The sequence below is a fragment of the Lachnoclostridium sp. Marseille-P6806 genome (genome assembly GCF_964238185.1).
Classification (GTDB): domain Bacteria; phylum Bacillota; class Clostridia; order Lachnospirales; family Lachnospiraceae; genus Brotaphodocola.
Window position 1 is genome coordinate 302,754 of the sequence record NZ_CAXSLG010000001.1, and the last position, 22,804, is coordinate 325,557.

The window sequence follows — 22,804 nt, forward strand, 5'->3', positions numbered from 1 at the left end:
AATCATGTTGCATTATACCATTTTCCATAGGATTCCGCTACTATCTTTATAAAATAGTAAGCAATCGCAAAGGAATGATCAGAAAAGGCGGCCACCGCCGCCATTTCTATCCTGATTCCGGCATCCGCCTCTCTCCTACAGAACGTCTGAGAAATGAGGGCGCAGCCGTTTAAACACCTTCAAACCTGCAAATCCTATCACAAGAGTTACCACCCAGAAATACACGGTCAGGGTTGGACGCTCCCAGAACCAGTTTCCTGTCAGAATACTGTCCCGGTATCCGGCAACTATATAATAGAAAGGATTCAGCTTCAAAACCGTAACAATCCATGGATAATCCGCAGAAAACATGGTTTCCTGATACATAATTGGTGACAGCCACATTCCGAACTGCAGGCAGATGCTGACAATCTGAGCCATGTCCTTAAAAAACACATGAATTGCGCTGGTCAGATAGCCAAAAGCCAAAGCCAGCATGGAAGCCGCAAAGGAATAATACAAAATCTGAATCCAGGTTGCCATAGGCAGCTTTCCAAAGCAAAGCGCCATGATCAGCATAATCAGAAGGAAAAAGCCGTGAACCAGAAGACAGGAAATCAGTTTAATCACGGGCAGAATCTCCACCTGAAACACTACCTTTTTTACCAGATAGCTGTACTCCTGAAGACAGCCTGTAATACAGTTTAAAGCCTCGCTGTAGAAAAACCAGGGCACAATTCCTGGCACCAGCCAGAGCACATAGGGCACTCCCGGCACAGGCGGAACACTTTTAAACCCCAGCTGAAAGATGAAGAAATAAATCAGCACCGTCACCAGAGGCTGGACAAACATCCATACCATTCCAAAATAAGAGCCTACAAACCGCTTCTTAAAATCTGCCTTTGCCAGATCCCATATCAGCTTCCTGCGTGTTACAATCTCCTTCAGAAGGGAAATTAAATCATTCATACTGTTCTTTTCCTCTCATCAGAATCGGAACGTGTCCTTTAAGCCGCTCCACTTTTTATCCTTATCGGAAATAATCAGCTCCACACCATCCTGCAGCGGCCACTCAATACCAATCTCCGGATCGTTCCAGGCCAGGCCGCCCTCATCGCCGGGATGATAGAAATCGGTACACTTATAGGCAAACTCTGCCTCATCTGACAGCACCAAAAATCCATGGGCAAAGCCCTCCGGAATATAAAACTGCTTTTTATTTTCTGCAGTCAGCTCCACACCAAACCATTTTCCGTAGGTTTTGGAATCTGCCCGCAGATCCACTGCCACATCAAATACAGAACCGCGGACAGCCCGTACCAGCTTTCCCTGAGGAAACTGCTTTTGAAAATGAAGTCCCCGCAGCACTCCGCGGACAGACATAGACTGGTTGTCCTGGACAAATACCATGTCCAGTCCCGCCTCTTTAAAATCATTCTGATTGTAGGTTTCCATAAAGTAGCCACGCTCGTCGTTAAATACAGCCGGCTCAATCACATACAATCCTTCAATATCACAGGCTGTTACTTTAATTTTTCCCATTTTTTATCTCCTCTTCTGCCGGCTGGCCTTCTGGCCCTGCCGACGGTTCTTTATCAAAACGTAACGATTCCGGAAGCTCCTCTTCCCAACTGATATCCCTTCAGGAAACAGCGGATGTCCCTGTCGTTACTGCCGTCTCAGGCTGCCTCTACAGCCGTATGCTGACAATGGCATACAGACGCAGCAGCTCATACCCATTCAGACAGCACATCAGATACAATATACTACGGTTTCTCTCCTTTGTCAAAACCACCCAGTCATTTTTCAACGCCAGAAGCAGCACTGGAAGGAAGGGCAGAAAATACCGTCCCTGCACACCATTAATGACCCGGGAGCTGAGAGGTGTCCAGGCAATCAGCATAGACAGCATCACTGCAGAAGCGCAGGCTGCACAGACTGCAAATACCCACATCCGTTTTCCTCCTGTGATGGAAAGACTCTCTCCTGGCTTTCGCAGAGCCAGCCCCAACAGGCACAAAGTAAAAAGAACTACCAGCACATAGGGAACATCCAGCACCGGATCCAGATTTCCCAGGTAGGCGCCGATCATAGTCAGATGATAATGCTGGGCCTGCCACAGCAGAGTCTGATAAAAAATCTTAATCAGGCGCATGGGCTGGTGAATCAAAAGGCTCAGACTGTAACCGCTTTCCCCTGCCCACTGGACATAGCTCTCTGTCTCTGTGGCATAGGAAACAATCACCTGACTGTTGACCAGATACATGGCCCCGGCCCAGGCTCCCGCCACACAGGCGGCAGAAATAAACCACCTTCCCCAGCCGCCGAATTTTTTCACAGGAATCAGCAGGCACAGCCCCATCATGACAGCGTACACCATTTTGCAGGGACCTGCCGCAGCCATAACAAGAGACAGGACAGCCACACCCTTCCACTCTGCCCGTTCCTTCTCATAAGCCAGATCCAGGCACACGGCAGTGAAATAAAACATACATCCCATAATCATCGCATCATAGGAAAAAGAGGATGACAGATGAAGGGTCATAGGCAGAAGGGCTGTTCCAAACAGCACCTCCTTTCCAAAGGGAAGCCGTTTCATGGCCAGCCAGGTCATAAATACAAAAAATACCAGATTACAAAGACGCCCCAGGTAAAGAAGAGGCAGAGTTCCCCAGTCCATGGCCCTTACCAGAGCCATTCCCAGGGCCTGGGGTCCATAGGCCACCGGCGTGGTTGTAACCGGCGGATACATGGAACCCACCATTTTTCCCTCCAACGCCTCAGCCCGTCCCGGTTCATACTGCTTATCCGGCGCCAGCTCCCAAATCAGATGGTACACAGACTGATCCAGAGGATCTCCCAGCTTTCTGCTGCCCTCAGAGCTTTCCAGAACCACTTTTAAATTGCCTGCCTCATCTGGTTCATATTCATAAACACCGTCCAGATCCTCCACCCACACATCCTGAGGTCTTAAAAGCACACGGCCATTCGGAGCATTGGAAGGCATTCCCAGGATTTTGCTGGAAAGCTGGTAGGCGCTGACATAATGGCTGATTTCATCCGGCGCTGACAATGGAGGAAGGACAAAAAGAAAGAGAAGTCCCAGAATCAAACCGGCTGCCGGATAAATCTGCTCCAGTCTCCAGCCCGCCTCTGTCTTCGACTTTTTCCGGAATATCCAGCTAAAAGATGCAGGGGATTTTCCTGAAAAAGCCAGTCCGGCTCCAGCCAGAAACACAAGCACTGCTGTAAGAAGCGCCAGATACCACCCCCTCATCCAGGCGTCCCCTACAGCCACAGCTCCTTCCTGCACCTCCAAAAAATGCCACAGACCTGCCCCGGCCACAGCCAGAAGGGCTACAGGCCAAATACACTTATTTTTCATGCGCCCCTCCCGTTTTCTCGGCTTCCTTCTCCTGACGCATTTTCTCATCCAGAGCAATTCTCTGAACCAGCTCCTTTACCTGGCTTTCCAGCTGAGAAATATGAACAGACATATAAAATACTTTTACAATCAAAACAAAAATCGCAAACAGAAACAAAAAGTTTGTGGTTGCATAAATTCCCAGAACGCCAGAGCAAAAATCTGCCACCTGGGGAAACAGACTGTATACTACCAGAACCAGAGAAAGCACAATCCAGAAAATGGCGCTTTCGATCTGCATTTTTGACTGACGGATTTTCCGCATAATCAGACAGCAGGTGCCCAGAGAAACGAAAATCAGAGCAGCCCGCAGAGTCGTTGTCATCATCCCCGCTTCCTCCATTTCTTCTCCCAGTAAACAGGACTCATGGAACACCAGAGAACCATTTTTCTGGGTAATTTTTCATACTGTTTTCCCAGACGGTAACCCAGATACTTACAGCCGCTGGTCACTGCCAGAGACGGAAGGAGCCAGAACCTGCCCTTTTTTAACAGCCACAAAGCGGTCTGCTTCACCAGGCGGATTCCCTCGCTCTCAGAACGGATTTCCGCAAATATCTCCGGATGCTCTGCCTGAGACACAGCCATATCAAAATTACGCCGAAACTGCTGCATGGGAGAAAGATTGTGAGAATGGATTACCCGCGCCTCCGGCACATAAGCAACTCCATAGCCAGCCTGAATGGCTCCCGCAGCGTAAATCATATCTTCGTTAAAAATGGTTCTTCCGGTAAAGCCTTCCAGCTTCTCGAAAATATCCTTTCGGTAGGCACAGCACACATTGGATGCGAAATACGTTTTAATCCCCAGCTTCGGCAGATCCTTTTTCGTCTTAATGCGCCCCTCCTCCGGATAATTAAAGCTTCTGGTATACCGCTCAATCAAACGGCAGTCCTTTGCCGGAAGCTGTCTTGCATAAGCCACAGCCACCGTCTCTCCCTCCGGCCCTTTTTTATCGAATGCTTCTGTCAGACGTTCAATCAGATGCTCATCCTGAGGAACCGCGTCATCTGTCATAAAAATCATAATATCTGCATCCGAATACCAGGCTGCCAGATTTCTCGTGCCGCCATGGTCAAATTCCTCTTTTTTTACGTGATACACCTTCAGTCCCGGAATCCCCTGATACCCTCCTGGATTCCAGTATTCCTTTTCTGTATTTACCACAATAATTCTGTCCGGTTTTCGCGTCTGCTGCTGCAGCATCTGAAGAAGTCTTGCAAAAACCCGATCCGGCTTGTACACCGGAATCAACACATCAACCGTCATGCTCCACACCTCGCTTTCCCTGACGCAGGCCAATCAGGGTCCAAAGGACAAAGCCCGCTGCCATAAACGCCATTAAAATCAGATACGAAAAAGCCGCGCCGGAAATTCCGTTTTGGATGACCGCCGCCGGCGCCAGAACAGCCGCCGCCCCTGTCATAACCACATAAATTCCCAAAATCGTTTTCTGCCGGCGCATGATTACCAAAGCGTAATAATAAAGATTTAAAAGCGCATAGAAGCCGCCTCCCAGCACAATCGCTGCAAATGCCCCCGAATAAGGCGTCAGCTTTCCGGCATACACTGGCCCCAGAATCCATTCCAGTACAGACAGCACTGGACGGCCCAGAATCAAAGTTCCCCCTACCGCAAGAATGCTGAGCGCTGCGATGACTGCCGTCAGCCGCCGAAGCTTCTGCGTAAACTCGGAAAATCTCTGGTTGTTCCAGCAATCGGTCAGGCTGGTCAGAAACGGCCGAATCACAAAGCCTGCCGCCAGATTGATCACTAAGGTCGGCATAAAAATCACATTAAAATACCCGGAAGCCGCATCATTCATATGGGCATCAATGGCATATTTCGATGCAGAAAAAATATAAAAGTCCAGGAATACAGACACAAACAGAAGAATCGTAGACATAGTCAGCTCCCGCAGGCTTCCCTTTCTTCTGCTGTAATCCACTCCCTCCAGGCAGCGCAGCACTATCACGTCAAACAGATACACACCCACAGCCTGTCCGCAGACTGCCGCCACACAGGCCACAGCCAGATTCTTTCCCACTGTCAGTGTTATCAGAAATACACCCACAGAAAGGATTGTTCGGAAGGTATTGGATTTTCCCGTCAGATACAAACGGCCATTTCTCTGAAATTCTGACTCATATACATCTGCAAAGCCGTCAATCACCTTATATCCAATCAGCAGAAAAATAATCGCTGCCTTTTCTGCCCGGTATCCGCTGACTGCCAGCCGCAGCAGTCCCAGCAGCATAGCTGCTGTGCAGGTCAGATACCGGTGATGCAGATAATCACCAAACCGGTACTGAACGGTACCATCCGTAATATGAAAGGGACGGATTCCAAAATACGCCAGCAGAAACATCTGCTGTCCTACTGTGCTGAACCCAAATGCAAAAATCCCTCCCTGTTCCTCTCCGGCCAGATGCATCACCAGAAAAGAGAGTACCATACTGGAAAAGGCATAGCAAAAGCTTCCTGCCATATTCCAGAGCATATTTGATTTTTCCCGGTTGGATCCGGTTTTTAACAGGGCCGCCGTCCACTGATTCATGGCTCTATCCTTTCTTCTTTCGGAAATTTTGTATCAGTAAAATGGAAATCATCATCCGCGCCATATAGCTGACTGCTACAGCAGGCTTCAGATAGCTTTCCCCGCCCAGACGATCCCCAATCACCACCGGAACCTCTGCCACCCGGGCTCCCTGCTTTAAAAGAAAGGATACGGTGTCCGGCTCTGGCCCGTAATTTAAGTTCAGAGCAAATTCCCGAATCATTTTCTGATTAAACATCCGCATACCAGATGTGGGATCCGCCACATGGACTCCCGTAGTCAGGCGAATGGCCGCTGCAATCATGCGGCTTCCAATCATACGCATGGAAAAGCTTTTTTTTTCATCAACAAAACGGCTTCCAATCACAATATCATAGCCCTCGTCCATTTTCTGCCTCATAGACTCTATATACTCCGGCCTGTGCTGTCCGTCTCCGTCAAACTGAATGGCATACTGATATCCCTTCAGGCAGGCATATTTCATCCCAGCCTGAAAGCATCCAGCCAGCCCCAGATTCACCGGCAAATCCAGAAGATGATATCCTCTGCTTCGGCATATTTCCGCAGTCTGGTCCTTGGAACCATCATTGATTATCAGATAATCCAGCTCCGGATAGTGCGTGATCAGCTCGTCCACCACCCGCTCAATATTTTCCGCTTCATTATAAGCTGGAATCACTACAAGCACCCTGTTCATTCATTCCTCCCGTTTCCCTGCGCCAGGATCACATCACAGATTTCATCTGCCACCTCCACCGGCATATCCGCATACAGGGGAAGCGTCAGTACCTGAGAGGCAATCCGTGCCGCCACCGGAGTATCCTCCGCCTGGAACTGTTCTCTGTAGCACTGATAGCTGTTGACACAGGGATAAAAATACTTTCGAGCAAAAATATTGTGCTCCTTCAAGGCCTCAAAAATCTGATCCCGATCTGCGCCATAGCCGTCAAATACCACAGGCATATAGGCATAGTTATATTTTATCCGGGGATTCTCCTCACAAAGCCGGATGCCCGGTATCCCGGAAAGCCGTTCCCGGTAATGTCTGGCCAGACGGCTCCGTTTCTCAATCTCTCCTTCAATGTGACGAAGATTGCACAGTCCCATAGCCGCCTGGAATTCATTCATTTTTCCATTGGCCCCCACATACTCCACGCTTTCATAGCCTGTAATTCCGAAATTTTTCAGCTGATACAGGAGATCCTTCAGCGCCTCGTCCTGAAACACGACTGCCCCGCCTTCAATACTGTGAAAAACCTTGGTGGCATGAAAGCTGAACATGGAAGCGTCGCCAAACTGCCCCACTCCCGTTCCATCCAATTCCTCTCCAAAGGCATGGGCTGCATCGTAAATCACTTTCAGACCATGCTTCTGAGCAATCTCATGGATCCGATCCACATCACAGATATTTCCATATACATGAACCGGCACAATGGCGCAGGTTTTCTCTGTAATCAGTCCTTCTATCTTCTCTGCATCCATGGTATAATCTCGGTCATTAATATCACAGAATACAGGAGTCAGACCATTTCGGACAATCGCATGGGTTGTCGATGCAAAAGTAAACGGGGTGGTAATCACCTCTCCCTGCAGATTCATGGCCTGCAGCGCCAGCTCCAAAGCCATATGACCATTGACAAAGAGCTCCAGCTCCGTTGCCTTCAAAAAGCGTTTCAGCTGACGCTTCAGTTCCTCATGATACTCGCCCATATTGGTCAGCCATGCGCTTTCCCAGATAGGCTTTAACATTTCCACATATTCCTCCAAAGGCGGCAGGGAAGACCTGGTCACCATAATTGGAGTCTCATGCTTCTTATTCATTGGTATCCTCCTTCATCCGGTACTCTGTATACCGTCTTGCAATATACTGACTCTGGATCCTCCCCGCAGGCTCAGGCTCCTCTCCCGCAAAGCACCGCAGATGATTTTTCACCATATCGTATCCAGCCATGCAGGAAAAAGCTACGCCCCCGGCAAACCGGGGATTGCACTCAAGAAAATACCACAAGACCTCTCCCTGCTCTGTGTGATGCTCAATAAATTCAAAATTGACACAGCCCTTTACGTTCAAAGCGCCTGCAATCGCTTCACAGATTTTTTCCAGAACCGGATCCCGAAATACCTGTACAGAGGTTCCAGCTCCGTTTAGTGTACGCAGAAGTTCTCTTCGAGGAAGGCACACACATCTTCCTGTTTCCGGGCTCCTTACTACATCTACTGTAGTAATCCCTCCAGAAATCATCGGCTGCACCAGATAATGTTCTGCCTGTTCCCTCAGCTGGCTGACTGCCAGCTCCATTTCCCGAAAATCAAAAATCCGCCGCAGACCCTGGCTGCTGCGTCCATCCTCCGGCTTGATAACCAGCGGATAAGAAAGCCCGGCAAGTCCCTCCTGCCCAGAATTTTCCAAAGTCTCTAAAAGCTCGGAAAGCCGTTTTCCCGGAATGGTCCGGCATATTTTCTGCGCATCCAAAAGCTGTGCCGCTCTTCTTTTGTTCCGGCATAGATGAATGGTTTCCCGATCAGACATACAGACCACAGCCCTTCCTCCCGGGCAATTCTGATCCTCCTGTCTCCACTGCTGAAACACATCGATCTCTATATCGGTCAGAGGAAGCACATAATCTATCTGCTCCGTTTCACATATCTGTCTGATAAAGCTCCGGTAGGCCTCTGTATCTGTGGCATAGGGCGCCCGGTAAAACACATCTACATCCATGGAGCTGACCACCCACTCTGCCGGATAAATATCACAGCCCACAATCCGAAAGCCCTCTCTGCGGCAGGACTGAATCACTGCATCTGCAGAAAAAGAACCGATAGCTGTCACAAGCACTGTATTTTTCATCATCCTACTTTTCTCCTCTCACCATTCCCACCAGATAGCAAAAGCTCTCCAGCCGGAATATCCACGCCAGCCCCGCATAAACGCCGCAGCCACATACAATCTGCACAGCCAGCTTCAGCCACACGGACATCTCAGGAAGCAATCTCCCCGCTGCCATAACAGCTACACACATAACAGCTGATAAAAAGGCCGGCGGAGCCACATCTCTCCACTGCTGAGCAATGCTGTAGCCCAGCAGTTTCTGATTGGGTGCTGCATTGACAAAGGTGCACAGAAAATCCTGAAAAGCCTTGATACATACCATAATAAACACATTAAACTGTATTCCCACCAGCAGAGCAGCCAGGCTCAGCCCTTTCTTCACCAGCTCCAGCTTCAGAAAAATATCACTTCTTCCCACCGCGTTAATAGCCTGAAGATTGGTAATATGAATCGGCCAGAAACAGTAGGAGATACACATAATCCGCAAAAACGGCACACAAACCATCCATTGCTCTCCCAAAAGAGCTAAAACCAGGGTATCTGCCACAGCAAATAACCCCATCAGCATAGGAAGCACAGCAAAGGAGCTTAAACGGATTGCACGGCGAACCATATCACGAACCGTTTCCCGGCTGTCCTGACTGGCAGAAAAAGCCGGAAGAAGCACTGCCTGAATCGCCGCCCCCAGATTCGATGCAATCAGCTTTGGAAACTGCTCCCCTCTGGTATAGCTTCCCAATAATTCTTCATTATATATCTTTCCAATTAAAAGTCCATAGAGATTATTAAAAACTGTATCCAAAAGGGAGGCACACAAAAGCTTCCAGCCAAAGGAAAACATTCCTCCCACCCGTTCCATGGAAAAACATCTGCGCGGCTTCCAGGAAACCGTCAAAAACAGCACTGCCATCAGACTGATATAATAGCTGATCTGCTGTCCCACCATTGCCCACACGCCCCAGCCTGCAGCCGCCATGGCAATACTCAGCCCTCCGGACACCAGGGACGCTGCCAGGGTGGAAAAAAACAGGCCCCGGAATTCCATGTTCCGGGACACATAAGCTGTCTGTACGGAAATAACTGCTCCGGGAAAAAGAACCACTCCCAAAACCCGTACAATATCACAAAGCACTGGAAGTCCATAAAAATCTGCTATCGATGGCGCCGCTCCATACAAAAGACCGTACACTCCAAGCGCTGCTGCCAGTTCAAAATAGCAGACAGAGGAAAAATCCACCTCATCTGCCTTCCGTTTCTGCACCAGAGCCGTAGAAAAGCCGCTCTGTACAAATACATTTGCAATCGTAATGAAAATCATAATAATTCCCACTACACCATATTCTGCCGGGGTCAGAAGCCGCGCCAGCAAAATGGCAATCACAAACTGCACTCCCTGGGCTCCGCCATTTTCCAGAAGCTTCCAAAACAGCCCCTTTGCCACCTTTTGTTTCATCTCTGTCTCTGCCACAATTTCACTCCTGTCATCTTCTGTTATCCATTTTTGTGAAACCAGCTCTGAAGCCTCCGGTAAATCCCCGGCGCGCCTGCCTCAAAACGGATAAAAAACCTGGTCCGCAGATTCAGCTCCCGGAAAAATTCCCGGTTCCGCGGATCCAGAACCTCTTCGTATTTCTTTGTATTTACCCTGGTCAGAAAAACAAGCCGCAAAATCGCACGCTCCACAGTTTCCTGAAACCGACCGCCTGTTTCCCGGTCAAAGCCCCGATACATCTTCTCCATGGCTTTGGCGTAATCTGCCTGCTTCTGCTCATAATTCCCCTGCTTCATAAGCGTTGTCCAGGAAGACGCTCCGCCCAGACGATACACACACATGGGCTTATCCAGATAATACCCCCATCCTCTGGCAGCAGCCAGAAGCTGAAGGGGAATATCCGCAATCGGCGCCTCTACATAAAATTCCGGCAAATGGTCTACCATTTCCCGGCGAAACAAAAGGGAAGCCGTCGGATAACCGGAGGTTTTGTCAATAATCTCCTCCGGCGTCACCCGCCTGTTTCCCCGGTATGGGCGCATCATGCGCTCTGTTACTGCCTTTCCCTGTACCTCTACAGCTGCGCTGTGAAAACAGATGGAACAGTCCGGATGGGCCTCCATAAAATCCACCTGCTGCTGCAGCTTATTCTCATCAGTCCAATAGTCATCTCCCTCGCACATAGCAATATAGCGGCCTCTGGCTCTGGGGAAATTAAAGGTTCCGCTGATATTGGTCAGCCCTTTGGAATACTGATTTTCCGTCTGAAGAATAGGAAAAATCCGTTCCGGAAAACGCTGCACATACTCCCGGATAATCTCTCCGGTTCCGTCTCCAGAGGCGTCATCATGGATCAGAATTTCATAAGAAAAATCCGTTTTCTGTTTTAAAAATCCCTCCAGTGCATCCCGGATATAATCTTTTTGATTAAAGGTAATACAGCAGATGCTGACCATCACCTCTGGTTGTTTCTTTTCCATCTTAATCTCCATTCATTTCCAAATCCATAACGATATTCTTACATTTTTCTTGCCATTACCTTTTATTTTACAATAATGGCCTGAAAATGTAAATCTCATATGGTATTTTTCACCGTATTGTGATAGATTAACAATAGAATGATCACAGGAGGATTTATTTTATGCACAGACATACAAAAGCAGGCATGATCATGCTTCTTTCAGGAGCCATGATGCTTAACACAGTCACCTGTGCGTTTGCAGCAGGCAATACAGACGGCTCCCCTACCGTTCTTCTTCAGGGACCTGGAGCAGCTTCTCCCGCTCCGGAAACATCTGTTTCAGACAATTCCCCGGATGGCAGCCCCGTCATTCACGTCGGCCAGACTGAGCAGGATGAAACCTCTGCCGGGGGTCCAGGCGTTTCTTCTTCCGGCACCATAGAACAGGGAACCGGCTCTCCCGCTCCTTCTGGAGGCGGTGCTGCAGCACCGGGTGGCAATACCGCCATGCCCGAGGGTACCCAGACTCCTTCCGGTGAAACGGCACCTGGAGCAGGAACCGGAGAATTGACCGAGGAGCAAGGCGCACAGCTGGAGGCCGAGCAGCAGGCAGCGCAGCAGGAAGCACAGCAGGAAAGCAATCCCCTGACTGTTCCTGGCAGAGAGCCCCGGCTTCAGACAACAGCTCTTCTTCTGAGCCAGCAGAACTGGTCTGTTCCTTATGTCAACGATCAGGAGATTACCAGTGAGGGAACTGGCTTCAGCGCCATCTCTACCTTCCTGGAAAATATTCACGGAGATCTGCTTTACCGTACCTACTCTGCCGCCAATGGCTGGTCTGACTGGGCGCTCAATGGTCAGCAGACCTCTCATGCAGCCACTATGGTTCCGGTGGAAGCCATTCAGTACCGGTTCAAGGGTCCGGTTGCTGATAAGTATGATATTTACTACATGACTACATTAAGCGACGGCACTCAGACCGGCTGGGCCAAAAATGGACAGACAGCAGGTACCATGGGCCGCGGTCTTCACCTGACCGGGTACCGTCTGGCATTCTTCGTTAAAGGAACTGCCGGAAACCTGAATACCTCCAATCCTCTGGCTGCTGCCACTGCAGACGGAATTCAGAATATTGACGGTGTGATGCGCTATATCCACGGTGCTGACGGCTCCAATTATACTGGCTGGGGCTGGCAGGAAAACAACCAGTATTACTTTAAGGATTCCTATCCAGTAACAGGCTGGCAGTACATTGACGGCTATAAATATTACTTCGGCGAGGACGGACGTTTGGTGACTGATGTAGAAGCTCTCCTTCCGGCAGGAGGTCCCTATCTTCTGAAAATCAACAAGGAGATGAACTGCCTGACTGTTTACGCCCAAGACGGCGGCAACGGATTTATCATTCCTGTTAAATCCTTCCTGACCTCCGTAGGCGATGATACACCTGTAGGAACCTTCAAAACTCCGGAGAAATACCGCTGGCGTCTGATGATTCACGATCTGTATACCCAGTACGCAACCCGCCTTCATGCTGGAATGCCCATTCTGCTGCATTCTATTATCTATGACCGGCAGAATCCGTTCAGCGTATGGGCCAGCACCTACAACAATCTGGGCATTGCCCGTTCCGCCGGATGCATCCGGCTGGCAACCATTGATTCCAAGTGGATCTACGACAACTGTGCGATTGGAACAACCGTAGTCGTTTACAACAGTCCGGATCCGGGCCCCTTTGAGCGTCCTACCATCCTGTACGAGATCCCCTTCGAACAAACCTGGGATCCTACCGATCCCAACCTGACCCAGGAGCAGATAGCAGCAGAAACCCAGCGGCTGATTGCACAGCTAGGGCAGTAATTAACAGAATTTATCCAAATTGAAAAAAGCCAAGCCGCTTGAATACGGCTTTGGCTTTTTTCTTCTTAAAAATCATATCTTTTTTAGGAGCGCCTCTGCTATCCTGACTGCCCGAATCTCCATCCGAATTCCCCAGAACCAGCATTTCGCAACCCTGATTTTCCATACACCTGCTGACAGATAATTCTTCATATAATAGAGCACGCTTTTCTCCCGCAAACGCTGCCTCTCCAGCTCTCCCTGAAAGGATTTACTGATAGACACAGAATGCTCATGGCGGTAGTGACAGTTTAACAAAAGTACGCTTCGGTATCCGGCCTTCCGAAAACGCTGTGCCAGCACTGCCTCCTCCTGATAAAGGAAAATTCCCTCGTCATATCCACCGCAATCCAGAAATTTCTTCCCGTCAACCATGAAAAGAGAGCCATGAACTGCATCGGTATACACAGCCTTTTTTCCCTGAAAGCGTCGATCCGGATATTCAAGAAAAGGCCGGAGCAAACGTCTGCTTACAGGTCCCATGGAAAACAGTTCTCCCCAGAAGCCTCTCAGCGGCCAGCCATTTTTCTGGGTTCCGTACTGGGCGTCCTCCATCCGGGCCGTCACCGCTGCCACATCTTTGTGAGTTTCAAAAATACGAAGCATTTTCTTCAGACACTCCTCAGAAAACACCACATCCGGATTGGATATAAGAACATAATCAGCCTGGTTTTCTTCTGCTGCAAAACGAACTCCTGCATTGTTTCCCTTTCCATAGCCTCCGTTTTCCTCCAGAAATACCAGCTGGATTTTTTCATGTTCACAGGCCAGCTGCTGAAGTTTCTGCCTGGAATCATCCTGAGAATGATTATCCACAAGGATTATATATTCTAAAACCTCATATCCACAAATACTGCGAACCAAAGTCTCGACGGTATCCGCGTCATTGTAATTTAAAATTACTGCGTTGACCTTCATTTTTTCTCTGTCCTTTTCTCCCCTGCATGAGGCATTGTCACGCACATTGCCGCAGTCTGTACCCGGGAGCTTTTGAAAAAACGATTTCTAACAATATTCTGACATCGTCCAGCCACAGACTGATAAGGAAGAGCCAGATAAGCCCGAAGAATCATTCTCTGCCGTCCGTCCAGCTTCTGCCAGAACATCTTTCCAAAGGCCCGGGCCTGCTCTATCATTTTCCGGTAATTTTCCTCTACCTCTTTCTGGCGGTTTATCCGCTCTCTGCAGTCCTTCAGACTTCCAGACGCCCTGGCTCCCAGTACATTATCCCCATGCTGACGATACTGAGAAAGAGACTCTGGCACAAAATCAATCACGCCAAAACAGGATGCAGTCAATGCTATCCACCAGTCATGCATAAAGCAGGCTGCCGGTTCCTTTTCCAGAAGCTTAAGCAACGCCCGGTTCATCATCAGGGCGCCTCCTGTTACCGGATTTTCCACCAGAATCTCTCCAAATGTACTTCTGGTCGGATTGATATGAGAATAGTGGAAAAAGCTGGGATCCAGTACATTCAGCTGGCTGTCTGTCACTTCCATATCGGAATGAACAAGAATCGGACAGGCCTCTCCCAGTCCCTTTTCCAGCTGCTTCATTCTTCGCAGAAGAGTTTTCACCTTATGATGGAACCATACATCATCCTGATCACTCAGCATGACATAATCACTTTTTCCTTCCTTCGCTGCCAGAGACAGCAGCCAAAAAAAATTTCCAGCAGCGCCATTTTCTCCGGAATTCTCTCTGGAATGTAAAAAAACCTGCTTCGGATACCATTCACAATACTGCTCCAAAAGCTCCCTTGTACCATCATCTGAGCCATCGTCAGACACCCAGATCCGCACAGGAACCGTCTGGGCCAAAATGGAGTCCAGCTGCTGCTCCAAATACTTTTTTCCCTGCCAGGCTGCCATTAATACTGTAATCATTTTTTCTCCTCCAAGCGTATTATTTTCTGTCCTTCTTTCTATTCTCTACAAAACGCATTCCCATGCTCTGGCTGATCGCAAACCTGGCCGACGGGCACAGCACCGTCAAATAATCCAGCCCATGATATGCCAGCATATACAGTCGTTTTCCTTTTTCCTTTGGAGTTTTGGCCCATTCTGTCTGAGCCAGATACCGTTCATAGGCCTTTCGGTAATGGTTCAGATTTCCTGCAATCCACGGCCTTTCATCCCCCATATAATGGATGATAAAGGGATGATGCTTTGCCTCCCGAAATTCAGCCCCGGTAACTGCCCGATAGGAAGGAGATACCCGAAGCAGACTCCGATAGAAAAAATACCGATAATTAGTAAAAAAGTTATATCTGGGAGGAAGCGGCAGAATTCTTCCCTTTAAAGTCCCATTGATCACATCCTGATCGCTGGCAAACAGCTTTCCTCCCTTTTCCTTCCAGAATTCCAGAAGTTTTTCCTGAATGTTCTCTTCCCGCCATTTCTTCAAATTCACCAGAAGCACACCGGAATTAAAATACCCGTCCTCCGGCCCCAGGCCAATCGATTCCTTTACTTCTTTATAAATCGTAGGCTCCATAACAGCGCCTGCGATCCTGTCTCCAAGACGTACATTCCACAAATGCTTTAAGGACTGAGCCACCACGGTATCACAGTCCAGATACAACACTCGATCCAGATCCTTTGGCAGCGCTTCTGCCATAAAAAGGCGCAGCATAATGCTGATATCATAGCCGCCCGTATCCACTGGGTGATCAAAACGGCCTTCCAACGCCTCTATTTCCACAAAAATCAATTTCCGCTCATATCTGTCTGCCAGCCTCTGCAGGCGGGCCTGGTTCTCCCTGGAAATTCCCATGCTTAAAATATGAACTCGAATTTCCTCCATATCCTGATTTCTGTCCAGCAACGAACAGAGAGATACCCCTAAATGTCTGGCGTAACCGTCATTTGAAGCATAAACTACTTCCAGAGCATTCTGTTTCATCAATCTCAATCATCTCCCGCACTTTGAATCTATGCAGCAGCATGTCTCCCTCTTCTGCTGCATTCTCATTATGAATACTTACAATATACTATAATCCCTGGGAAATGTAAACGCATCCCCCGGGCACACTTGATTTGAAGTAACAGCCATACGAAGATTCAGACAGAAAAAACGTTGAAAGCTTGTTTTCATAAGATTTTTCCTGTCTCTCATTTCTGGTAATGCTTTTATTCAATCAAATCATAACTCATATCCAAAAAATCTAAAACTTTTTCCTCACTCACAGTTCCATCCAACAGCATTGTAATCCAGTGCCTTTTATTCATATGATATCCCGGTAAAAATCCACAGATCTGTGTCAGCAGACCGACCATGTCAGGATTACATTTTACATCTATGATGTCTACTTTTGTATCTCCTTCTAATCCCAGCCTGGCTCTCTCAACCTCCATCAGCACCCCATACCATTTTCCATTCTTATGCCGAAGCACTGCACTTTTGGGAGAATCCTTCCAAAGGTATTCTGGCACTGTACCATATCGCTTTTTTACATATTCATAAATATCTTCCCTTTTCAAGTATTTCACTCCCCGGCTTTTCTATTTGAACATTCTGACAATGATGCATTTCTTGTCAGTAACAGGCAGGATATATGTCCTGCCTGCTTTCATATTATAACACTGTTCCTTTTCCCCTACAATCTAATCTGCGTTCTGTCTTTTGTACCTTTTGTATTCCGCATTTATTTCAACTCCTGCAAAACCTTGGCTGCAGTTGTGCAGGTTCCGTCTTCTCCCACCTTAAATGCAAAATCTCAACCTCGGATTGTGCAGGTTCCTCCTTTTTCCTCCTTAAATGCACAATTTCAACCCCGGATTGTGCAGAATTCGGCTTTTTCCTCCTTAAATGCACAATTTCAACCCCAGATTGTGCAGAATTCGGCTTTTCCCTCCTTAAATGCACAATTTCAACCCCAGATTGTGCAGAATTCGCTCTTTTCCTCCTTAAATGCACAATTTCAACCCCGGATTGTGCAGAATTCGCTCTTTTCCTCCTTAAATGCACAATTTCAACCGGATTGTGCAGGATTCGCTCTTTCCGGCTCTAAATGCATAATCAGTCCCTGGAATTATGCAAAGCAGAGAATGTCCCTCGGCATTTCCTCTCGCCAGAGCGCAGCTCTTGTCATTAGCCATTTTCCTCAGGCACACACGCCTCATCCTTGCGAAGTGTTTTTGCTTTACAAAAGAAGCTTGTCCTTTAAAACAAACAAGAAAGAAGCTCGCTCACAAGCTTCTTCGCCTGCGGCGGGTCGTCTCATCAGCCCAATTCTCTTCCAACCCATGGCGATCCTCGCGGAGCGTTTTTATGTCATAGGACGCACTGTCCTATGACATAAGAAAAAACGGCGAAGCCTGTCCTATACCAAGACATATTCCGCCGTTTTTTCATTAGATTGTAACTGTTCAGGACGAGGCATCTTGTCATCCGGCAAAGTCGAACAAGAAGCATCGGAAATTCCTCCGATGTGAGATTTGGCTGGACAATCCGCTTACAAGCAAGCTTGATACAGATTTTTCCGCCATATCTACTGCCGCCCTGAATAGTTGTATTAGATTATTCTATTTTCCTCTATGTTTCCTCTGATTTACAGTTATACCTCAAAAATCAAATCTCCATAGCTGGGGAAAGGCCACAGATCCTTATCCACGATCATTTCCAGACGATCTGCCGGAGCGCGAAGTGCATCCATTGCCGGAACTACCTTCTCATGGTATGCATGAGCCTGCTCTGCACTTTCCAGTCTGGAGCAATTCTCCAGGGCCTCTTCCAGAGAAGCCAGCGCAACCTTCATATCAGACAGCAGGGCAGAGGTTTCCACCAGAAGCTCTGTCTGAACACTGACATCAGCCTCCGGACAGGCATTTTTCACCGCCCCCAGAGAACCAGCCAGCTGCGTCGTATATTTTATCACAGCCGGAATAATCTGCTTGCTGGCCATATCAATCATGGTTTTTGCCTCAATATTAATTACCTTGGAGTAATTCTCATACTCAATCTCCGCACGGGATTCCAGCTCCGCTCTGGTAAACACACCAAACTGCTCATACAGTTTGACTGACTTCTCTGTTGTAATAGAAGGAATTGCATCTACCATAGAAACAATATTGGGAAGACCTCGTTTTTCTGCCTCAGCCACCCACGCGTCTGAATAGCCGTTGCCATTGAAAATAATTCTTCTGTGCTCCTTCAGAAGCTTCTTGATCATGTCATGAACTGCTTCAGAAAAATCCTCAGCATTTTCCAGCTCGTCGGCTGCTTCCTGGAATGCCTCTGCCACAATGGTATTCAGAACCACATTGGCTGGCGCAACAGAATCAGAAGCTCCCACCATGCGGAATTCAAACTTATTGCCTGTAAAAGCAAAGGGTGAAGTACGATTTCTGTCTGTAGCATCCAGATCCAAATCCGGAAGAGTTGCCACGCCGGTCCTTAAAGTCCCACCCTGCTTGGAATGAGTCGCCTCACCAGTGCTGCACAGCTGGTCAATCACGTCCTCCAGCTGATCTCCCAAAAATACAGAAATAATCGCCGGCGGTGCTTCATTCGCCCCCAGGCGGTGATCATTTCCTACATCTGCCGCAGACTCACGAAGCAGATCTGCATGAACATCCACAGCCTTTAAAATACAGGCCAGAACCAGCAGAAACTGGATATTTTCATGAGGAGTATCGCCAGGACTTAACAGATTAATGCCGTCATCGCTGATCAGAGACCAGTTGTTATGCTTTCCGGAGCCATTCACTCCAGCAAAGGGTTTCTCATGAAGAAGACAGGTCATTCCATGACGTCCCGCAACCTTTTTCATCGCCTCCATAGTCATCTGATTGTGATCCACAGCCAGATTTGCCTGCTCATAAATAGGTGCCAGCTCGTGCTGGGCCGGTGCTGCCTCATTGTGCTGTGTCTTGGCTGTCACGCCCAGCTTCCACAGTTCTATATTCAGATCTCTCATATAGGCGCCGATCCGTTCCCGGATAGCTCCGAAATAATGATCATCCAGCTCCTGTCCCTTGGGAGGCATGGCTCCAAACAGGGTTCTTCCTGCATAAATCAGATCCTTTCTCTGGAGATACTTGTCCCGGTCTACCATAAAATATTCCTGCTCTGATCCTACAGAAGGAACAACCCGCTTGGCTGTAGTATTCCCAAACAGGCGAAGAATCCGCAGAGCCTGCTTGTCAATAGCCTGCATGGAACGCAAAAGCGGTGTTTTCTGATCCAACGCCTCGCCCCGGTAGGAACAGAACGCGGTCGGAATACAGAGTGTCACTCCACAGGCATCCTCTCTCAAAAATGCCGGAGAAGTGCAGTCCCAGGCAGTATATCCTCTTGCCTCAAAGGTTGCCCGCAGTCCGCCAGAGGGGAATGAAGATGCATCCGGCTCACCCTTGATCAGTTCCTTGGCAGAAAACTCCATAATGACCTTTCCCGCAGCATCCGGTACAGAAATAAATGAGTCGTGCTTCTCAGCCGTAACACCTGTCAACGGCTGAAACCAGTGGGTATAATGAGTAGCGCCTCTCTCCATCGCCCATTCCTTCATTGCATGAGCCACTACACCTGCAATGGACGGATCCAGCTCTGCCCCGTCCTCCATGGTTTTCTTCATTTTTTTAAATACATCCTTTGGCAGACGCTGCCTCATAACAGATTCATTAAATACGTTTTTTCCGAAAATCTCTGCAGCATTCAATACTTCGCTCATAAATTTTTCTTCCTCTCCTCTGACTGAATTTTCCCTTTTTTGAATCCCTCTCCGCGCGTCTGTATCAGATGCTCTGTTCCCGCGCCTTTGTATTTTGGTGCTTTCTTACTGTGATTTCTCGTCTTTTAGTAACTGTTCAGGACGGTCATCTTCTTGTCTGGCAAAGCCGTTCAAGAAGCATCCTGCGTTTAACAGCTTCCGAGTATCTAAAACCTGAAAAACGATGGTGCTTCTCCTGCCGAAAAAACACCATCGCTCCGTATGAAAATTCATTCGTAACCATTCAAAGCGGCATACCGCCCTGTATGCTACGTCCGTTCAGGCTCACGCTTTGCCAACAGAACCGAACAGCTCCATCTTTTCTTTTACAGTTGCCTTAATTGCCTCTGCGCCGGGAGCCAGCAGCTTACGCGGGTCAAAGCCCTTGCCCTGCTGATCCTTGCCAGCCTCAATGTACTCACGGGTTGCAGCTGCGAAGGACAGCTGGCACTCGGTATTTACATTGATCTTTGCTACGCCCAGATCAATAGCCTTCTTAATCATATCAGCCGGGATTCCGGTACCGCCGTGCAGAACTAACGGCATAGCGCCAGTCTTCTGCTGAATAGCATCCAGAGTCTCAAAGCTTAAGCCCTGCCAGTTCTCCGGATATTTTCCGTGAATATTGCCGATACCTGCTGCCAGGAAATCGATACCCAGATCAGAAATAGCCTTACACTCATCCGGATCTGCACACTCACCCATACCAACAACGCCGTCTTCCTCGCCGCCGATGGAACCAACCTCAGCCTCGATAGACAGACCCATAGCATGTGCAACTTTTACCAGTTCTTTGGTCTTCTCTACGTTCTCCTCGATCGGATAGTGAGAACCATCAAACATGATGGAAGAGAAACCTGCCTTAATGCACTTATAGCATCCGTCATAAGAACCATGATCCAGATGCAGAGCTACCGGAACGGTAATATTCATCTCTTCGATCATAGCCTTTACCATAGCTGCTACGGTCTTAAAGCCGGTCATGTATTTTCCTGCCCCCTCAGATACGCCCAGGATAACCGGGGAGTTCAGCTCCTGCGCTGTTGCCAGGATTGCCTTGGTCCACTCCAGGTTATTAATGTTAAACTGACCTACTGCGTAATGCCCCTCTTTTGCCTTTTTCAGCATTTCTGTTGCAGATACTAACATGTCAAAATCCTCCGTTTTCCTTTATATTCGGGATTATCCCCCAATGCGCGGACTGAGAACCTGTCCACCCCGCATTTCTGTATAACAGTATAATACATTTTCCGAAATTTGGGAAGTAGTTTGTTACAGTCCCAGAATCTCCGCTACGGTCTTCTCCATATCCTCCACATCGCTTTCCCGCTTATGGCGAATCTCAGCATTCCGGATCTCCTCCACTGCTGCCGGAATCTTCACACCAGACACAGAGCACAGCTCATCAATAATGGCAAACTCATCCTTACTGCCCTCATCTCCCCGAATAGCCTCCATCACGCTGTGAGAAAACTTATAGGGGCTGGCAGTCGATGCAATAACTGTAGGTGTCGTATCTCCAGTTTTTTCCGCATAAGCCCGATAAACGGCAGAAGCCACGCCAGTATGGGTATCAATCACATATCCCGTGTCTTCATAAACCTTCTTAATCTCAGCTGCATTCTCAGCCTCTGTAGCAAATCCGCCTGTAAAATCCTTCATGGCTTCCTTCATGGTTTCCGTAACCTCGTAAGAGCCCTGTGTATTTAGCTGCTCCATCAGGCTGCGGTTTGCTTCCGCGTCACAGCCTGTGCTCAGATAAATCAGACGTTCCAGGTTGCTGGAAATCAGAATATCCATAGAAGGAGAACTGGTAAGAATAAATTCCCTCTTCTTATCATAGATTCCTGTCCGGAAGAAATCATAGAGAACCTTATTGTCATTGGAAGCACAAATCAGGGTTTTCACCGGAATTCCCATCTGTTTTGCAAAATAGGCAGCCAGTATATTGCCAAAATTTCCGGTAGGAACGGTAATATTAATCGGATCTCCGTTCTGAATCTCTCCGTTTTCCACCAGCTTTGCATAGGCATATACATAATACACGACCTGAGGAACCAGACGTCCGATATTAATGGAGTTGGCAGAAGAAAGCTGGAAGCCCTTCTTAGCCAGCCGCTCGCCAAAGGCTCTGTCTCCAAAAATCTTCTTCACGCCAGTCTGAGCATCGTCAAAATTGCCGTGAATCGCAACAACTGCCGTATTGTCTCCCTTCTGAGTTACCATCTGCAGCTCCTGAACGCGGCTGACTCCTCCCTTGGGATAAAAAACAATAATCCGGGTGCCTGGCACATCAGCAAAGCCTGCCATAGCTGCCTTTCCCGTATCGCCGGATGTGGCTGTAAGAATTACAATTTCATTCTCCACATGATTCTTCTTCGCAGAGGTTGTCATCAGATACGGCAGAATGGAAAGTGCCATATCCTTAAATGCAATGGTGCTTCCATGGAAAAGCTCCAGATAATAGGCGCCGTCCGCCTTTACCAGAGGAGCGATTTCCTCTGTATCAAACTTACTGTCATACGCGCTGTTAATGCAGTAACGCAGCTCCTCCTCCGTAAAATCACTGAGAAACAGCTTCATTACCTGATATGCTGTTTCCTGATAAGACATCTTGGCCAGCTGCTCCATGGGAACCTCCAGCTTCGGGATATAAGTGGGCATAAACAATCCGCCGTCATCAGCCAGCCCTTTTAAAATAGCTTGGGATGCTGTCAGGCCACTTTCTGTGCCTCTTGTACTCTGATAGGATAAATTCATCTTTTTTCTCCCTCTCTTTCCTGTCTGCGCCTGCAGCAGATGCCTCCGGCAATTTCTGCTGCCTGTGTTTTCGTTGATTGTAGCATACTTTAAATCCCTGCGCAATTATAAATCGCAAAAAGAAGCGGCCGCCTCCTGATGTCCTCAGACATTTTGGAAGCGGCCGCCTTTTATCTTTTTATGTTTTTTC

General features: G+C 48.3%; 19 protein-coding genes. 1 reads left to right on the plus strand and 18 read right to left on the minus strand.

All coding sequences use genetic code 11. The annotated features are described in order from the left end of the window. Positions 1–135: 135 nt before the first annotated feature. The 11 genes from ACESON_RS01380 to ACESON_RS01430 form a co-directional block, all read right to left on the minus strand. Complete coding sequence (locus ACESON_RS01380) at positions 136–948, minus strand: ABC transporter permease (RefSeq protein ID WP_373108140.1); 813 nt, start codon at positions 946–948, stop codon at positions 136–138. 18 nt (positions 949–966) lie between these two features. Beyond that, positions 967–1,521, minus strand: a complete 555-nt coding sequence (gene rfbC, locus ACESON_RS01385; protein WP_177959477.1) for a dTDP-4-dehydrorhamnose 3,5-epimerase — start codon at positions 1,519–1,521, stop codon at positions 967–969. A 148-nt stretch (positions 1,522–1,669) separates the two neighbouring features. Further along, positions 1,670–3,364 (minus strand): DUF2142 domain-containing protein, encoded by a 1,695-nt coding sequence (locus ACESON_RS01390; RefSeq protein ID WP_373108142.1) that lies wholly within the window; start codon positions 3,362–3,364, stop codon positions 1,670–1,672. Then, positions 3,354–3,731 (minus strand): DUF2304 domain-containing protein, encoded by a 378-nt coding sequence (locus ACESON_RS01395; RefSeq protein WP_373108143.1) that lies wholly within the window; start codon positions 3,729–3,731, stop codon positions 3,354–3,356. Before ACESON_RS01395 ends, ACESON_RS01390 begins: the two co-directional genes overlap by 11 nt. Then, positions 3,728–4,672, minus strand: coding sequence for a glycosyltransferase family 2 protein (locus ACESON_RS01400; RefSeq protein WP_373108145.1), 945 nt, complete (start codon positions 4,670–4,672; stop codon positions 3,728–3,730). The genes ACESON_RS01395 and ACESON_RS01400 overlap by 4 nt, the downstream gene beginning before the upstream one ends. Continuing rightward, positions 4,662–5,960, minus strand: coding sequence for a lipopolysaccharide biosynthesis protein (locus tag ACESON_RS01405; protein ID WP_373108147.1), 1,299 nt, complete (start codon positions 5,958–5,960; stop codon positions 4,662–4,664). The genes ACESON_RS01400 and ACESON_RS01405 overlap by 11 nt, the downstream gene beginning before the upstream one ends. Positions 5,961–5,964: 4 nt before the next feature. Further along, positions 5,965–6,657, minus strand: coding sequence for a glycosyltransferase (locus ACESON_RS01410; protein WP_177959482.1), 693 nt, complete (start codon positions 6,655–6,657; stop codon positions 5,965–5,967). Next, entirely contained in the window at positions 6,654–7,781 is a 1,128-nt protein-coding gene (locus ACESON_RS01415; protein WP_177959483.1) for an aminotransferase class V-fold PLP-dependent enzyme, read from the minus strand. Before ACESON_RS01415 ends, ACESON_RS01410 begins: the two co-directional genes overlap by 4 nt. Then, entirely contained in the window at positions 7,774–8,811 is a 1,038-nt protein-coding gene (locus ACESON_RS01420) for an ATP-grasp domain-containing protein (protein WP_373108149.1), read from the minus strand. The genes ACESON_RS01415 and ACESON_RS01420 overlap by 8 nt, the downstream gene beginning before the upstream one ends. Before the next feature lies 1 nt (position 8,812). After that, a complete protein-coding gene (locus tag ACESON_RS01425) occupies positions 8,813–10,258 on the minus strand; it encodes a lipopolysaccharide biosynthesis protein (RefSeq protein WP_373108150.1) in 1,446 nt (481 codons plus the stop codon). A gap of 23 nt (positions 10,259–10,281) precedes the next feature. Beyond that, entirely contained in the window at positions 10,282–11,262 is a 981-nt protein-coding gene (locus ACESON_RS01430) for a glycosyltransferase (protein ID WP_177959484.1), read from the minus strand. A 161-nt stretch (positions 11,263–11,423) separates the two neighbouring features. Here ACESON_RS01430 and ACESON_RS01435 point away from each other — a divergent pair, with 161 nt between their 5' ends. Further along, positions 11,424–13,103: a L,D-transpeptidase family protein gene (locus tag ACESON_RS01435; protein ID WP_373108151.1), complete on the plus strand. Its 1,680-nt coding sequence runs from the start codon at positions 11,424–11,426 to the stop codon at positions 13,101–13,103. Between the two features lie 72 nt (positions 13,104–13,175). Here the strand turns inward: ACESON_RS01435 and ACESON_RS01440 are convergent, their stop codons facing one another. From ACESON_RS01440 to thrC, 7 genes are all read right to left on the minus strand, one after another. Then, positions 13,176–14,060, minus strand: a complete 885-nt coding sequence (locus ACESON_RS01440; RefSeq protein WP_177959485.1) for a glycosyltransferase — start codon at positions 14,058–14,060, stop codon at positions 13,176–13,178. Then, positions 14,057–15,028 carry a glycosyltransferase family 2 protein gene (locus ACESON_RS01445; protein ID WP_373108153.1) on the minus strand — a complete coding sequence of 324 codons (972 nt, stop codon included), beginning with the start codon at positions 15,026–15,028 and terminating at the stop codon, positions 14,057–14,059. The genes ACESON_RS01440 and ACESON_RS01445 overlap by 4 nt, the downstream gene beginning before the upstream one ends. A gap of 19 nt (positions 15,029–15,047) precedes the next feature. Beyond that, positions 15,048–16,046 carry a glycosyltransferase family 8 protein gene (locus ACESON_RS01450; protein ID WP_373108295.1) on the minus strand — a complete coding sequence of 333 codons (999 nt, stop codon included), beginning with the start codon at positions 16,044–16,046 and terminating at the stop codon, positions 15,048–15,050. A gap of 227 nt (positions 16,047–16,273) precedes the next feature. Further along, on the minus strand, positions 16,274–16,624 hold the full coding sequence (locus ACESON_RS01455) for an MmcQ/YjbR family DNA-binding protein (protein ID WP_373108155.1): 351 nt from the start codon (positions 16,622–16,624) through the stop codon (positions 16,274–16,276). Positions 16,625–17,700: 1,076 nt separating this feature from the next. Continuing rightward, positions 17,701–19,815, minus strand: coding sequence for a glutamine synthetase III (locus ACESON_RS01460; RefSeq protein WP_177958552.1), 2,115 nt, complete (start codon positions 19,813–19,815; stop codon positions 17,701–17,703). Positions 19,816–20,139: 324 nt separating this feature from the next. Next, positions 20,140–21,003 carry a class II fructose-1,6-bisphosphate aldolase gene (gene fba / locus ACESON_RS01465; RefSeq protein ID WP_177958551.1) on the minus strand — a complete coding sequence of 288 codons (864 nt, stop codon included), beginning with the start codon at positions 21,001–21,003 and terminating at the stop codon, positions 20,140–20,142. A gap of 123 nt (positions 21,004–21,126) precedes the next feature. Beyond that, the gene (gene thrC / locus ACESON_RS01470; protein WP_373108159.1) at positions 21,127–22,614 is read right to left on the minus strand and encodes a threonine synthase; all 1,488 of its coding nucleotides are present in this window, start codon (positions 22,612–22,614) and stop codon (positions 21,127–21,129) included. Between the last annotated feature and the right edge of the window lie 190 nt (positions 22,615–22,804).